Origin of the sequence: Halobacteriovorax sp. DA5 (genome assembly GCF_002903145.1) — a bacterium.
Classification (GTDB): Bacteria; Bdellovibrionota; Bacteriovoracia; order Bacteriovoracales; family Bacteriovoracaceae; genus Halobacteriovorax_A.
In genome coordinates, this window is the sequence record NZ_PPDJ01000008.1 from 337,123 (window position 1) to 350,218 (window position 13,096).

General features: G+C 36.6%; 15 protein-coding genes and 4 tRNA genes. 14 read left to right on the forward strand and 5 right to left on the reverse strand.

Features of this window, described 5'->3' with window-relative positions:
* Positions 1-21: 21 nt before the first annotated feature.
* Entirely contained in the window at positions 22-912 is an 891-nt protein-coding gene (locus C0Z22_RS12450; protein WP_103218694.1) for an energy transducer TonB, read from the forward strand.
* A 3-nt stretch (positions 913-915) separates the two neighbouring features.
* Here the strand turns inward: C0Z22_RS12450 and C0Z22_RS12455 are convergent, their stop codons facing one another.
* The 4 genes from C0Z22_RS12455 to C0Z22_RS12470 form a co-directional block, all read right to left on the reverse strand.
* Entirely contained in the window at positions 916-1,209 is a 294-nt protein-coding gene (locus C0Z22_RS12455; RefSeq protein ID WP_021267699.1) for a hypothetical protein, read from the reverse strand.
* A 187-nt stretch (positions 1,210-1,396) separates the two neighbouring features.
* A complete protein-coding gene (gene gcvH, locus C0Z22_RS12460) occupies positions 1,397-1,777 on the reverse strand; it encodes a glycine cleavage system protein GcvH (RefSeq protein ID WP_103218695.1) in 381 nt (126 codons plus the stop codon).
* Entirely contained in the window at positions 1,777-2,847 is a 1,071-nt protein-coding gene (gcvT, locus tag C0Z22_RS12465) for a glycine cleavage system aminomethyltransferase GcvT (protein WP_103218696.1), read from the reverse strand. The genes gcvH and gcvT overlap by 1 nt, the downstream gene beginning before the upstream one ends.
* Positions 2,848-2,863: 16 nt before the next feature.
* The gene (locus C0Z22_RS12470) at positions 2,864-3,727 is read right to left on the reverse strand and encodes a bifunctional 5,10-methylenetetrahydrofolate dehydrogenase/5,10-methenyltetrahydrofolate cyclohydrolase (protein ID WP_103218697.1); all 864 of its coding nucleotides are present in this window, start codon (positions 3,725-3,727) and stop codon (positions 2,864-2,866) included.
* A gap of 63 nt (positions 3,728-3,790) precedes the next feature.
* Between C0Z22_RS12470 and C0Z22_RS16055 the strand changes: the two genes are divergently transcribed.
* From C0Z22_RS16055 to C0Z22_RS12495, 6 genes are read left to right on the forward strand one after another with little or no spacing between them, the layout of a single operon-like run.
* Complete coding sequence (locus C0Z22_RS16055; RefSeq protein ID WP_021267658.1) at positions 3,791-3,964, forward strand: hypothetical protein; 174 nt, start codon at positions 3,791-3,793, stop codon at positions 3,962-3,964.
* Between the two features lie 28 nt (positions 3,965-3,992).
* Positions 3,993-4,538, forward strand: coding sequence for a crossover junction endodeoxyribonuclease RuvC (gene ruvC / locus C0Z22_RS12475; RefSeq protein WP_103218698.1), 546 nt, complete (start codon positions 3,993-3,995; stop codon positions 4,536-4,538).
* 5 nt (positions 4,539-4,543) lie between these two features.
* Entirely contained in the window at positions 4,544-5,197 is a 654-nt protein-coding gene (gene ruvA / locus C0Z22_RS12480) for a Holliday junction branch migration protein RuvA (RefSeq protein ID WP_103218699.1), read from the forward strand.
* Positions 5,198-6,190, forward strand: a complete 993-nt coding sequence (ruvB, locus tag C0Z22_RS12485) for a Holliday junction branch migration DNA helicase RuvB (RefSeq protein WP_103218700.1) — start codon at positions 5,198-5,200, stop codon at positions 6,188-6,190.
* A complete protein-coding gene (locus C0Z22_RS12490) occupies positions 6,180-6,929 on the forward strand; it encodes a hypothetical protein (RefSeq protein ID WP_103218701.1) in 750 nt (249 codons plus the stop codon). Before ruvB ends, C0Z22_RS12490 begins: the two co-directional genes overlap by 11 nt.
* Positions 6,929-8,152, forward strand: a complete 1,224-nt coding sequence (locus C0Z22_RS12495; RefSeq protein ID WP_103218702.1) for an amidohydrolase family protein — start codon at positions 6,929-6,931, stop codon at positions 8,150-8,152. The genes C0Z22_RS12490 and C0Z22_RS12495 overlap by 1 nt, the downstream gene beginning before the upstream one ends.
* Positions 8,153-8,156: 4 nt before the next feature.
* Here C0Z22_RS12495 and C0Z22_RS12500 read toward each other — a convergent pair whose 3' ends face one another.
* The gene (locus C0Z22_RS12500) at positions 8,157-8,579 is read right to left on the reverse strand and encodes a hotdog fold thioesterase (RefSeq protein ID WP_103218703.1); all 423 of its coding nucleotides are present in this window, start codon (positions 8,577-8,579) and stop codon (positions 8,157-8,159) included.
* 225 nt (positions 8,580-8,804) lie between these two features.
* On the opposite strand from C0Z22_RS12500, the gene lpxC reads away from it, so the two are divergent.
* The 7 genes from lpxC to C0Z22_RS12535 all read left to right on the forward strand — a co-directional run bounded on the left by lpxC (position 8,805) and on the right by C0Z22_RS12535 (position 12,828).
* Positions 8,805-9,722 (forward strand): UDP-3-O-acyl-N-acetylglucosamine deacetylase, encoded by a 918-nt coding sequence (gene lpxC / locus C0Z22_RS12505; protein ID WP_103218704.1) that lies wholly within the window; start codon positions 8,805-8,807, stop codon positions 9,720-9,722.
* A gap of 93 nt (positions 9,723-9,815) precedes the next feature.
* Complete coding sequence (locus C0Z22_RS12510; protein ID WP_103218705.1) at positions 9,816-11,534, forward strand: proline--tRNA ligase; 1,719 nt, start codon at positions 9,816-9,818, stop codon at positions 11,532-11,534.
* Entirely contained in the window at positions 11,534-12,295 is a 762-nt protein-coding gene (locus C0Z22_RS12515) for an RNA methyltransferase (protein WP_103218706.1), read from the forward strand. Before C0Z22_RS12510 ends, C0Z22_RS12515 begins: the two co-directional genes overlap by 1 nt.
* 64 nt (positions 12,296-12,359) lie before the next feature.
* Positions 12,360-12,436: transfer RNA gene (locus C0Z22_RS12520), tRNA-Thr, on the forward strand.
* 18 nt (positions 12,437-12,454) lie between these two features.
* Positions 12,455-12,540: transfer RNA gene (locus C0Z22_RS12525), tRNA-Tyr, on the forward strand.
* A gap of 57 nt (positions 12,541-12,597) precedes the next feature.
* Positions 12,598-12,673: transfer RNA gene (locus tag C0Z22_RS12530), tRNA-Gly, on the forward strand.
* 80 nt (positions 12,674-12,753) lie between these two features.
* Positions 12,754-12,828, forward strand: a tRNA-Thr gene (locus tag C0Z22_RS12535).
* Positions 12,829-13,096 lie beyond the last annotated feature (268 nt).

Genomic DNA, 13,096 nt, shown 5'->3' on the forward strand with positions numbered 1-13,096 from the left:
ACTTAGTTTCTCGGAGACACTTTGGAATTAGTTCATAAAAATCACAAGACATATATATATCTAGCAATAGCTCTATCGCTAGTTGTACATATCTCTTTGATGCCTTCAAAGCTAACTTCAATTTCTTTGTCATTAACTAAACCACAAGAAGAAAAAGAACCTGAGCGAATCCGTCTAAGACTTAATAGAGATAAGCCTCGTCAGATCGTGACAGCGGCCAAGACAAATCAAGAACTCGCAGATGATGCAAAATACTTGAGTGAAACAAATAATAAAGTCGATCGTGAAACGAAGGCGAAGGAAGTTGCTGCATTTAACATCGGTGGTGTCGGTAACTCAAAAATTGATCAAAAGAAACAGGGTTCAAAGACAAAGAAGAAAGAGCAACGTAAAATGACAAAGTCAAAATCTGGTCGAATCAGTTTTGAAGACTTTGCAGTCGCACAAAATTCTCCCCTCCAAAAGGATCAAAACCTAGTTAAAGGTACTAAGACAGGTAGCAAGAACCACAGAGGTATTGCTAGTTCAAATGATCACCTTGAAGATGTTAAATTAGGTGATTTCACTAAACTAAATACAGTTGAATATAAATACTACGGTTTCTACTTCAGAATTAAGCAACAGTTAGAGCAACATTGGGGCGCTACTCTGCGAGAAAAGATGGAGTCCTTATATCGTCAAAATCGTCGTGGACCAGCTGGTGAAAAATTTCTCACAAATGTACGTGTCGTTTTAGATAATGACGGTAAGATTATTAACGTTATTGTAAATGGTACTTCTGGAGTTAAAGAATTAGATGACGCCGCTGTAGAAGCTTTCAATAAGGCCGGGCCATTTCCTAACCCACCATCTGGTTTAGTTAAAAATGGTCACGCAAATATTGATTGGGGTTTTGCAGTTACAAAGAACTAAGTCTTAGTGCTTTGTATTTCCTTTAAGCATCTTCTTAATGTTGTTAATACCTTCCATGAGAACGTAGTCAGTCCAAACCTGATCTAATTCTTTAATCGTTTCAACGATTTTAATAGCGGCTTGATCGTATGAGATACGATCTGTCTCTGCTAGTTGTTGAATGGCATTTGAGATTGCAGCAATAGCAGACGAATTACAAGCTTGGTTTAATCTATCCTCATAAGTAGTATCGATCTTTTTCTCTTTACCCTTGATGATTGCAGTATTGATTAGCTGAATAGATTCTTGATTATGCATTTAATACCTGTCTCTATTTAATGATGAACATTGGAGATTGCGAGTATGAAGCCTTCGTAGGACTTCGTAAAGGAAAAAGTTGGTCAATTGAAAATATTTTTAAGATATAAATTTGTAAGTTACTGAAATAAAAAAATGCCCTCATTTCGAGGGCATATGTAAGAATTTGAAATAGATTTTATTTTGTTTATTCTTGACAAAGGCTTTCGTATTCTTCGTTAGAAAGTAACTCAGAAAGCTCTTCTTGATCTGTAATTTTAACTTTTATCATCCAAGATTCATATGGTTCAGAGTTTAAATTATCTGGTGAATCTGGTAGTTCTTCATTGATTTCAGTGATAACACCTGAAACCGGAATATAAAGATCACTTGCCGATTTAATTGATTCAACAACACCAAAAGTGTCGTCTTTTGAGAACTCTTGACCTACTTCTGGTAGCTCAACAAAAACAATATCACCTAAAGAGTTTTGAGCGAAATCTGTAATACCTACAGTTACGATATCACCTTCAATCTTTGCCCATTCGTGCTCTTTTGTATATTTAAGATCAGTTGGAATATTAGTCATTATTTGTGCCCTCCGGTAACAAATGGTTTTGTATGATAGTTTGAATCTATTACATTCTTTCGAATTTGTATTCTAAATTTCTTATTTTCAGGAAATAAATCACGCTTAACTAGCCCTAGGCAAATTCCTTGAGAGTTAGTTACTGACATCGTACCACTTGTTACTTTACCGATAACTTGATCTTGGTCATTTAGAATCTCGTAACCTTCTCTTGGAATACCTTTATCAATAGAAAGTTTAACTAGTCTATAGTTTGCAGCGGCTTCTAATAGTGCTTCCTTTCCAATAAATCTTTCTTTATTTAGTTTAACAGTCCACTTTAGAGCAGCATCGAGTGGAGTTAATTCGTCATTAAGCTCATGGCCATATAGTGGATAACAAACTTCAAGTCTAAGAACATCACGTGATGCTAGGCCACAAGGTGTAACTTGTGCACTTAAAAGATCCGACCATAGTTTCTGTATTGTTTCATGTGAACCAAATACTTCGAATCCATCTTCACCAGTGTATCCTGTTCTTGCCATGATTACCGCAGCACCATTCCAATTACTTTCATAAGCAGAGTAGTAAGCAGCATTTTTAACAGAATCAAAACCTAGTTTAGAAAGTACTTCTTCAGTTTTAGGACCTTGAATCGCAAGAAGAGAATAGTCATCAGACTGATTTGTTAGTTCAATATCAAAACCTTCCGTTTTCGAAGATATCCAATTCCAATCTTTTTCAATATTGGCCGCATTTACACAAATTAAAACTTTTTGTTCTTCAAGTTTATATGCAATAAGGTCATCAATTACTGTTCCATTTTCACGGCATAGTGGCGAGTAAACAGCTTTTCCTGTTTCCGCATTAGTAAAATCGTTAGTGATAACATAGTCAACGAAGGCTACAGCATCTGGACCAGTTACAAAGAATTCACCCATATGTGAAACATCGAAAACACCGATGTTGCTTCTTACGGCTTCAACTTCTGCTTTTACTCCAGCGTACTGAATAGGCATTTCATAACCTGCAAAGTCTGCCATTTTTGCCTTAAGGTCGCGATGCGCCTGTGTAAGTGATGTTTGTTTCATAAATTTCCTTAGGTTTTTATTTTTTAGCTGCGCTAATTAAATTTTGAGAGACACTGAAGATTGTCATTGGGCCAATTCCTTTAGGAACTGGAGTAATTGCCGCAAGTTGATCTTTTATATTGTCAAAGTCGCAGTCACCGCAAAGTTTGCCATCAATACTTCGATTAATACCGACATCGAAGACAACTTGTGTCTGATCATTTCTGAAATATTCTTTAGTAAGGAGCTTTGGTGAGCCAATTGCTGTCACAATAATATCGGCTGACTGAGTTAGCTCTTTTAAGTTTTGAGTTTTAGAGTGTGCAAGTGTAACAGTTGCATTTAAATTTGTTAGGAGAAGTGAAAGTGGTTTCCCAACGATAAGACTTCTACCAACGATAACAACATTCTTTCCTGTAAAATCAATTCCGTAGTACTTGGCCATTGTAACAATACCTTTTGGCGTACAAGGAATCATTGATGTTTCACCAAGTTGCCCACGGTAAAGCTTAGCAACATTTTCGTAGTGAAAACCATCAACATCTTTATGAGGAACAACAAGGTCTGTTGTATCTACTTGAGAGAGTGATTTTGGTAATGGAAGTTGTATAAGGATCCCGTGAACTGATGGATCTTTATTAAATTGGTTTACGATTTTGAGGAATTCTTCCTCACTAATCGAATCTTCTAGATTAACGATTTCGCAACTTGCACCAATTTTTTCTGCAAACTTCTTCTTACTATTTGTATAAATAACGCTTGCTGGATTATTACCTACAAGAATTACTTTTAAACAAGGTGTCGTACCCAAACTTTTTAGGGAGCCACACTCTTCTTTAAGAAGTTCAACCTGCCTTTCTATGACGGGTTGCGCATATAGTAATTTTGTCTCATTTTGCATTATCACATATTATCTTTATAGCTTGGTATTGGCAATTTCAGAATTAAGTCGTATTCAATTGATATGTTTTTTTGGTTAGGACTTGCATTACAATTAATCGGTTTCGCGTCAGTTGGGCTTTGTCTTTTTGTAGGTTTACAAAAAGGTGACTATGAAATGCTTGAGCTCTATCAATTTATTGGTGGATCTGCAGTTTTTTATATTGGCCACATGATAAAAGGCGTAGATCGCTCGTAAATTCGAATTTTTCGTTTATACTAAATCTATGTATATTCTAGGAATTGACCCGGGATCTCGTACCACTGGTTGGGCGGTTATCGAAGTTGAAGGTCGAAAATTTAAATATGTCGATTCGGGTGTTTTAAAATTTGATAAGATACCGGAGTTTCTTGATCGTTTAGCAACGATTTCTTCTTCAATTAAAGATATTGTCTCAATGTATAAACCTGATGAGATTTCAGTTGAGGCTTTGATTTACGTAAAAAGTATTCCCGCATTATCAAAACTTGCTCAAGCGAGGGGAGCACTAATTGCAGGTTTATCTGGTAAGTATCAAGGTAAAATCACAGAGTATTCACCGAACTTAATAAAATCTAGTGTTACTGGACATGGTCTTGCTTCAAAAGAAAGTGTTGATCGATCTCTAAATATGATTTTTGGTAAGCTAGATTTCAAGTCACATGATGAGTCGGATGCCCTTGCTATAGCGCTTTGTCACGCGTTGAATCGTGGACAAAGGGCAAAAATAAAGGGAAAATCGTCTCATACTCGTACAAAAGCACGTACATTAAAAGAAGTATTTTCTAAGTAGGTTATATGATTGGTCTATTACAAGGCGAAGTTGTTTTCAGCGATGGAAACGAATTAATTCTTTTTACTCCTTCTGGGGTAGGTCACCAAATTTATTTTCAACATGTTTTACCAGAGGGCTCAGTTGCTGCAATCTTCATCTCACATATTGTGAAAGAGGCAAGTGAAGAACTTTTTGGTTTCCGATCTTTGAGAGAGAAGAAAACATTTGAATTACTTTTAAGTGTTAAAGGTGTTGGTCCTAAAGGAGCATTTGCTCTTGTGACAAGTATTGGTGTGGATAACATAATTGATGCTATTACTTTTGATAATAAGAAAACACTACAAAAGGCACCAGGTGTGGGAGCGAAAGCTGCTTCACAGATCATTCTTGATTTAAGTGGAAAAGCACAAAAAATAAAAATGTATTCTAAGGCTTCTGCTTCTGCGAATCAGACAGCACAATCAATCTCTCAAGCACCTCTAAATCTTGAGCTATTTGAAGAAAGTGTATCAGAAGTTGTTAATCATGATTCGGCACTAATGAATGATGCAATCATGGCCTGTAAAGAACTTGGTTTTACTGAAGAGAAAGTGATGCCACTTGCAAAAAGAATTTTAGATGAAAACCAAATTACAAGGGCCGAACAATTAGTTCACCTTGTTTTAAAAGAGGTGTAAATGTCTGAAGGACGTTTTTTTGATCCAACACTTGATGAAGAAGAAACAAGAAAAGAAATTGTTTTAAGGCCGAAAGATTTTTCTGAATATATAGGTCAGAAAAAAATCGTACAAAATATTGATGTGATGGTTACTTCCGCTGTTAAAAGAAAACAGTCTATGGACCATGCACTACTTTCAGGTCCTCCTGGACTAGGAAAGACATCTCTTGCCATGATAATTGCTAATGCGCTCGGAAGCCAGCTTCATGTTATATCGGGACCGGCCATTGAGAAGAAGGGTGATCTTGCGGCGATTCTTACGAATTTAGAGCCTCGTGATGTTCTTTTTATCGATGAAATTCATCGCATGCATATTTCTGTTGAAGAAATTCTTTATTCAGCAATGGAAGATTATCGCCTCGATATTGTTATTGGTGATGGTGCCGCTGCAAGAACTATGCAAATTGAAATTGCTCCATTTACATTAATTGGGGCCACGACAAGATCAGGGTTATTGTCAAATCCTCTTCGTGATCGTTTTATGGCACATTTTCATTTTGATTTTTATAAAGCTGATGAACTAGCAAAAATTATTTCTAATAACGCTAAGAAAATCGGAATTCAAATAGACGAAGATGCAGAGCACTTAATGGCAAGATGTGCTCGAGGTACTCCAAGAATCGCTAATCGTGTTCTTCGTCGCGTGCGTGACTTCGCTATTGTTCGTGATTCTTCTCACGTTAATATTAATGATGTGAAAAAATCTCTAGAAATGATGGAAATTGATGAACACGGGTTGGATCGTATGGATAGACGCATCCTTTCTGTTATTCAACAGTATTATGGGGGAGGTCCTGTAGGTATAGAAGCACTTTGTGCAACTCTTGCTGAAGACCGCTCTACGATTGAAGATGTTTATGAACCCTTTCTTTTAAAAGAAGGTTTTTTAATACGTACGCCAAGAGGTCGTGAGATCTCACAAATTGCAAAAGAGTTGATTAATGAAGAATAAGTTTTTATTTCTGTGTTTATGTCTTATTACGTTTAACATTCAAGCAACATATGATTTATCCGCATCAGCTGGGTATCGTTCTTATATCCTAGGAGCAGCGGCGAGAGTTGACGCTGGAATCAGTCAGGAGATGTGGCGATATAACGAACAAATTTATGGCTTCATTCGTGAGTCTGCTTATTTCAATACAAGTGGTTCGATCAATTCCGTTGGTGGCCGTATCGATTTTTTTCCAGTTTCAATTTTAGGCTTCACTGCCGGAACTGAACAAGTTTGGCGTTCATCGAAGGAGCTTTCAACTTTTGATTGTGAAACACAGATATGTGATGCAGACGGTACACGTTCGTATTTAAGAATAGAAAATGTTCTAGCTTATAAAAAGTTTGTCACAATAAACGATTATCAGAGAGAGTTTTTTAAGTACAGCGGCTACTCAGGACTTGTTGTAAATGCTCTTCATTCAATGGAAATAGATACGAATGATATTGTGAATGTTATGAGAAATATCATCGCTTACCAGTATAGCGATACATATACATTTGGAGTTCTTCACTTTCGTTCTTGGTCAGAGAAAAGTAAGCAAGATACTGCTTATGTTGGAATGTTAAATCAGTTTAAAAAAGATAAGTGGACTTACGATACTATCTTAGGGGTAAATCACGACCGTGATGATCATGATCACTTCAGTGTGCTTCTACAAGTTAAATACGACTATAAAAAAGGTCTAAGGTTATTTTAATGAAAAATTTATTATTTATTACTCTCGCAATGCTATTGTCATCGTGTTCTCTCCTCTATGGAAAACTTGGTGGCGATTTTGATTACAAACCAAATGAATATGAAAAACTTCCTAAACATGTAAAAGACTTTGTTGAAAAGTCTTACGATGGAATTGATCTAAAGAAATTAAGAGATACTCACTTACATATCGTGGGTCTTGGGAATAGTAGAAGTGGTATTTGGGTAAACCCAGATATGCAAGATTGGTATAATCACTTATCAAAATACAATCGTTTTAATGTTTATATTTCCGCTTCTGGAGTTGATGATAAGTCGCAAGCAGATGAGCAATATGTGGCCCGTCTCGTTGAACTGATGACTTACCAGCCACACTTTATTCCAGCCTATGCACTTGCTTTTGATTATCATTATAAGTTAGATGGTACAAAAGATCTTACGCATTCAGAATTTCATGTGCCTAATGAATATATTTGGAAGTTATCACAAGAACATCCTGTGAATTTTAAAATGGTTGCTTCAGTACATCCTTACCGTAAAGATGCAATTCAAGAGTTAGAAAAATGGGCCGCTCGTGGTGTGAAGTTTGTAAAATGGCTACCAAATGCAATGGGTATCGATCCTGCAAATAAAAAAGTTATTCCATTTTATAAAGCGCTTAAGAAATATAATATGACTCTTATTACACATGCCGGTGAAGAGAAAGCTGTAGAGGGTGATAAGTTTCAAGAGTTAGGAAATCCACTTCGCCTACGTCATGCACTTGATCTTGGTGTTGATGTAATTATCTCTCACGCCGCTTCACGTGGAAAATGTGAGGATCTAGATAATGGTGGAGTACAAGCAGAGTGTTCTGATTTATTTTGGAGACTTTTCAAAGAAAAGAAATATGAGAAAAACCTCTTCACAGACCTATCGGCACTTATCATTTATGAAAGACTTAGTGAGCCTCTAATTGAAATGATTGAAAATAAACAATTTCACTCACGTGTAATGTATGGATCAGATTATCCTCTTCCTGCAATTAACTGGATTTACCGTACGACTGATCTTGTAGAGAAAGGATTTATTACAGAGGAAGAAAGAGAGATCTTAAATGAGATCTACTCAATCAATCCACTTCTTTTTCACTTCGTAGCACTGAGAACTGTTAGGCACCCAAAGACTGGTGAGAAACTCACTAACGAAGCCTTTGAGATGCCAGCTCGACTTCTTAAAAAATAAAAATTTATTTCTTAATAACTGCCATCGTCAGGCGAGAGATACAAACTAATTTGTCTTTCTCGTCTGTGATGCGGATATCCCAGATGTGTGTCGATTTTCCAAGATGGATGGCCGTTGCTTTTGCAGTAACAATTCCTGATTGAACTGGACGCACATGATTTGCATTTATCTCCAAACCAGCAGCATAGAATTTTGAAGAATCTAAAATAATATTTGAAGCGATTGATCCAACTGATTCCGCAAGGACACAACTTGCTCCTCCATGAAGAACGCCGTATGGCTGTCTTGTTCTTTCATCTACAGGCATCGTCGCAACTAAGTAGTCGTTTCCTGCCTCAGTAATTTTTATATCAAGGTGCTCAACACAGCAGCCAGCATTGAACTTATTCACCTCATTTAGATCGAGATTATTAAATAAATTTTCCATCAATAAACCTTCTTTAACGTATTCATGAATTTAAATTAACGTTGTTTTAACATCTGCATTTATTTTACGGTTATTATTAAAAGAGTGGAAGGGTTGGTTAAATTTTGTTACAAAAGCCTCTAGGACAGGAAATTCAGTAATATTTTGCTCATGTATGACGATACTTGCTATATATTGCTGCTCAGTTTAAAATTACAGAAAGTACTTAAAATTAGGTGATTTTTAATGTTAAACCAAAGAACTATAGCGAAAAAAGTGATGATTACAGGAATTGGGATCCATTCTGGAAAGAAGGTGACAATGACTCTACATCCTTCAGAAGCAGATTCTGGTATCCAGTTTAAGAGAACTGACATTAAAGATTCACAAGTGCTAAAGGCTACTGCAGATACTGTAGGAGCTACTGAGAACAATACAGCAATTGGCTCAGGTCCAGGTGCAGTTCATACTGTTGAACACCTTCTATCAGTTCTTTATGGTTTCGGAATTAATAATTGTTATATTGAAATTGATGGGCCAGAGGTTCCAATTATGGACGGTTCAGGCGCTTCATTTCTTTATGTTATTAAAGAGACCGGAATCCAACAACTTCATAAAACTAAGAAATTTCTAGTAGTTACTAAAGCAGTAGAAGTAAAAGTTGGCGAAAAATGGGCGAGAATTGAACCTTGTGAAAAGCTAGTGATCGATTCTACTATCGTTTTTAAGCACCCTATTATTAAAACTCAACGTAAAGTATTTGAATTTACTTGCGAGAATTACATCGCTGAAATTGGTCGAGCGCGTACGTTTGGTCTATTAAGAGATGTTGATATGTTAAAGAGAAAAGGCCTAATTAAGGGTGGATCTCTTGATAATGCAATTGTTTTAGATGATTTTAAAGTTATGAATCCAGATGGATTACGTTTTGATGATGAATTCGTAAGACATAAGATTCTTGATACTGTAGGTGATATCAGCCTTCTAGGTTATGAAATTGCCGGAAAAATCACAACTTACATGTCTGGACACCACGTTCACAACGTTCTTTGCCGCAAGCTTCTTGAGACACCTGATGCATATGAAATTGTATCGGCAACATCACTTGAGAAAGAAGCAGTTCAAGCGTTTGATCTGCCCATGGCCCTTGCGCCGTCATTTTAATCAGTCGATATAAAAATATTTAACATTTATTGTGTGAATTACAGCGTGTACAATGGTATGGATTTTCACGCGTTATAAAAGAGAGAGAATACTATGATTCTATCAAAGGGATTTTGGCAAACTTATAAAGAAGTGCCAGCGGATGCAACAATTGCATCACACCAGCTAATGATGAGAGCAGGTTTAATTCATAAGTCAGCAGCTGGACTATATAATTATCTACCAATGGGTTATCGTTCAATTCGCAAAGTAGAACAAATTGTTCGCGAAGAAATGGATAAGGCCGGATGTTATGAAATGCTAATGTCTGTTGTAACTCCAGGAGAGCTTTGGCAAGAAACTGGGCGCTGGGACAAGATGGGTGGCGAGATGCTTAAGTTTAAGGATAAGGCAGATCGTGATCTTTGTATTTCGCCGACAAATGAAGAGGCCATCACTGATGTTTTTAGAAAAACAATCAAATCATACAAAGATCTACCTTTAACGGTATATCAGATAAATACAAAATTTCGTGATGAGATTAGACCTCGCTTTGGACTGATGCGTGGACGCGAATTTATCATGAAGGATGCATATTCATTTCATGCGACAAAAGAGTGTCTTGATGAAGTCTATGACAACCTTTATCGAGCATATGAAAATGTCTTCAATCGTTTAGGTCTTGAATTCTCCGCTGTTGTTGCAGATGGTGGGGCCATGGCCGATGGTGAAGCGAAAACACACGAGTTTCAAGTGATCGCAGATGCAGGTGAAGATGCAATTATTTATTCAAATGAAGCAGGATATGCAGCAAATATTGAAACGGCAAAAACTTTAAGAAAAGTCGAAAGTGCAGCTAGAACAGGTGATATGGCCGAAGTTGCAACACCTGGTAAAGCAACGATAAAAGACGTTTGTGATTTCTTAGGAAAGAAAGAATTTCATTCAATTAAGTCTCTAGTTTATAAAGCAAAGAATGAAGAAGATGAAATTTTTGTACTAGCACTTCTATTAGGTGATGATGAGTTAAACGAACTAAAACTAGAAAAAGTTTATCCAGGTCGTGACTTAATCGCTGCTACTGATAATGAACTAAAGACATTAGGTCTTGAGAAAGGTTTCATTGGTCCAGTTGGGATCGATAACTTAGAAATTGTATTTGATGCACAGATCGATTTAGACGCGGCTTACATCGTAGGTGCAAATAAAGTTGATATGCACTTAGAGAATTTTGTCGCAAATGAGCAGCTTAAAGATATTAAGATTGCTGATCTTAGACTTGCCTGTTCTGGTGATTATACTCTTGATGGAAAACACCAAGTTGAGCTTAAAAGAGGAATTGAAGTAGGGCACATTTTCCAACTTGGTGACAAGTATACGAAGGGAATGGGGGTAACTATTCTCGATCAAAATGGAAAAGCTGCGACACCTTTAATGGGTTGTTACGGTATTGGTGTAACTCGTTTAGTTGCAGCAGCGATTGAGCAAAACCATGATGAAAATGGAATCATATGGCCAGCAGCAATTGCTCCTTATAATTTATCTTTCGTTGCAATTACTAAGTCTGATGAATACAAAGCCAAAGCTGATGAACTTCATAAAGAGCTTATATCAGCAGGGTTAGAAGTTATTTATGATGATAGAAAGGCTGGACCTGGATTCAAATTTAAGGATGCAGATCTTCTAGGGTTACCTCTTCAAGTTGTTCTTGGAGAAAGAGATCACAAAGAAGATGGTCTTCTAGAAATCAGAGTTAGACGTACTGGTGAAAAAATAAAAGTATCTCAAGACCAACTTATTTCGAAAGTTAATGAGCTTTTAAAGGACCTGTAATGGAACAAGATATCATTGTAGGAGTACATTCGATTGTACATGCAATTCGTAATCCTAAACGTAAAACAATTGAGCTTGTTGCCTGTGAAGAGGGAATTGATAAGCTATACAAGATGGGTGGGATTAAGAAACAAGAACTTGATGGAATCAAAGTTAAATTAGTTTCTTCTCACAAAGTTCAAGAGCTTGCTAAGGAACTTTATACTGAACAGGAATTTCAATACTCAAGAGTTCCGTCAGGTGTTTTCTTGTTAACAAGTCAAAAAGAAATTTTAGAAACAAAGCCATTATTTGATTCAATTGATAATGTTGAAGAAGTTAAAATCTTATGTCTAGATGGAGTAACAGATGTCCACAACGCTGGTGCAATCATGCGTACAGCAGCGTTTTACAATGTTACTCATATTGTTTTTGCAGTAAAAAATAATTTCAATATTGGACCTTCGATGGCCCGTATTGCTTCTGGTGCTCTTGAGTATATTGACATCGTTAAATGCAATTCTTTACCTAAGTTTTTATCTGCACTAATTAAGCGTAATGTAACTCCTATAGGGCTTACAGAGCATACTGATGATAATGAGCTTGGTGAAATTAATGGAATTAAGTGCCTTGTACTTGGGGCAGAAGATAGAGGACTGTCACATGCAACAGTTCGTCTGCTGGAAAAGAAAATCCGTTTAGAGCCAATGGGTAAAATTGAGTCTCTGAATGTATCGGTTGCTGCGGCAATTGCAATGGAAAAAGTTTTTTCTAAAAAATAAGTTAAAAAAAGCTTGCCAGGTTTTTAATTCTACTTTATAACTTATTTCCATCGCAAGAATGTTTGCTGGCATAGCTCAGTTGGCTAGAGCAGCGGTTTTGTAAACCGCAGGTCGTAGGTTCGAGTCCTATTGCCAGCTCCATTTTTTTACAGCGGTTGTGGCGAGGTTGCCGAGTGGCCAAAGGCAACAGACTGTAAATCTGTCGGGGTATCCCTTCGATGGTTCGAATCCATCTCTCGCCACCATTTTAAAAATAAATCTTTACAGATTGTTTTTGAAAGGTTATAAAAATTAAATCTTATGCGGGCGTAACTCAGTTGGTAGAGTGTCAGCCTTCCAAGCTGAATGTCGCAAGTTCGAACCTTGTCGCCCGCTCCATTAAAAAGATCCTCCTAGAGGATCTTTTTTTTTGCCAAAAATCCAAACTCATTATTAAAATACACTAATCTTATTTTTTTGCTCGCGTGGCTCAGGGGTAGAGTACTTCCTTGGTAAGGAAGAGGTCACGGGTTCAAATCCCGTCGTGAGCTCCATTTTGTTTTCTATTAATAAACTTTTTTGTGCCCTTAAGTATAGATTTTACTGGCAATTCAAGTTTTTTATGTTATCAAAATGGCACTATGTAATTTGTGGGTTAGATTTTAGCTTGGATGGCATTTTTTTTATGTTGAATCTAAGATGAATATAGTCGATACTTACAACTCAAATTAGCTTTTAGGTATATAGTTATTAAGACAAACATAATGTTTTGTTTAACTTTTTTAAGGAGACTTAAGTCATGGCAAAAGAATCTTTTGACAG

Excerpts from the sequence above, each read along its gene's own strand:
- C0Z22_RS12455 (WP_021267699.1), bottom strand. The coding sequence starts at position 1,209 with ATGCATAATCAAGAATCTATTCAGCTAATCAATACTGCAATCATCAAG.
- C0Z22_RS12500 (WP_103218703.1), bottom strand. The coding sequence starts at position 8,579 with ATGGAAAATTTATTTAATAATCTCGATCTAAATGAGGTGAATAAGTTC.
- C0Z22_RS12515 (WP_103218706.1), top strand. The coding sequence starts at position 11,534 with ATGGAACAAGATATCATTGTAGGAGTACATTCGATTGTACATGCAATT.
- C0Z22_RS12470 (WP_103218697.1), bottom strand. The coding sequence starts at position 3,727 with ATGCAAAATGAGACAAAATTACTATATGCGCAACCCGTCATAGAAAGG.
- ruvC (WP_103218698.1), top strand. The coding sequence starts at position 3,993 with ATGTATATTCTAGGAATTGACCCGGGATCTCGTACCACTGGTTGGGCG.
- ruvA (WP_103218699.1), top strand. The coding sequence starts at position 4,544 with ATGATTGGTCTATTACAAGGCGAAGTTGTTTTCAGCGATGGAAACGAA.
- C0Z22_RS16055 (WP_021267658.1), top strand. The coding sequence starts at position 3,791 with ATGTTTTTTTGGTTAGGACTTGCATTACAATTAATCGGTTTCGCGTCA.
- ruvB (WP_103218700.1), top strand. The coding sequence starts at position 5,198 with ATGTCTGAAGGACGTTTTTTTGATCCAACACTTGATGAAGAAGAAACA.
- gcvT (WP_103218696.1), bottom strand. The coding sequence starts at position 2,847 with ATGAAACAAACATCACTTACACAGGCGCATCGCGACCTTAAGGCAAAA.
- C0Z22_RS12510 (WP_103218705.1), top strand. The coding sequence starts at position 9,816 with ATGATTCTATCAAAGGGATTTTGGCAAACTTATAAAGAAGTGCCAGCG.
- gcvH (WP_103218695.1), bottom strand. The coding sequence starts at position 1,777 with ATGACTAATATTCCAACTGATCTTAAATATACAAAAGAGCACGAATGG.
- C0Z22_RS12490 (WP_103218701.1), top strand. The coding sequence starts at position 6,180 with ATGAAGAATAAGTTTTTATTTCTGTGTTTATGTCTTATTACGTTTAAC.
- C0Z22_RS12495 (WP_103218702.1), top strand. The coding sequence starts at position 6,929 with ATGAAAAATTTATTATTTATTACTCTCGCAATGCTATTGTCATCGTGT.
- lpxC (WP_103218704.1), top strand. The coding sequence starts at position 8,805 with ATGTTAAACCAAAGAACTATAGCGAAAAAAGTGATGATTACAGGAATT.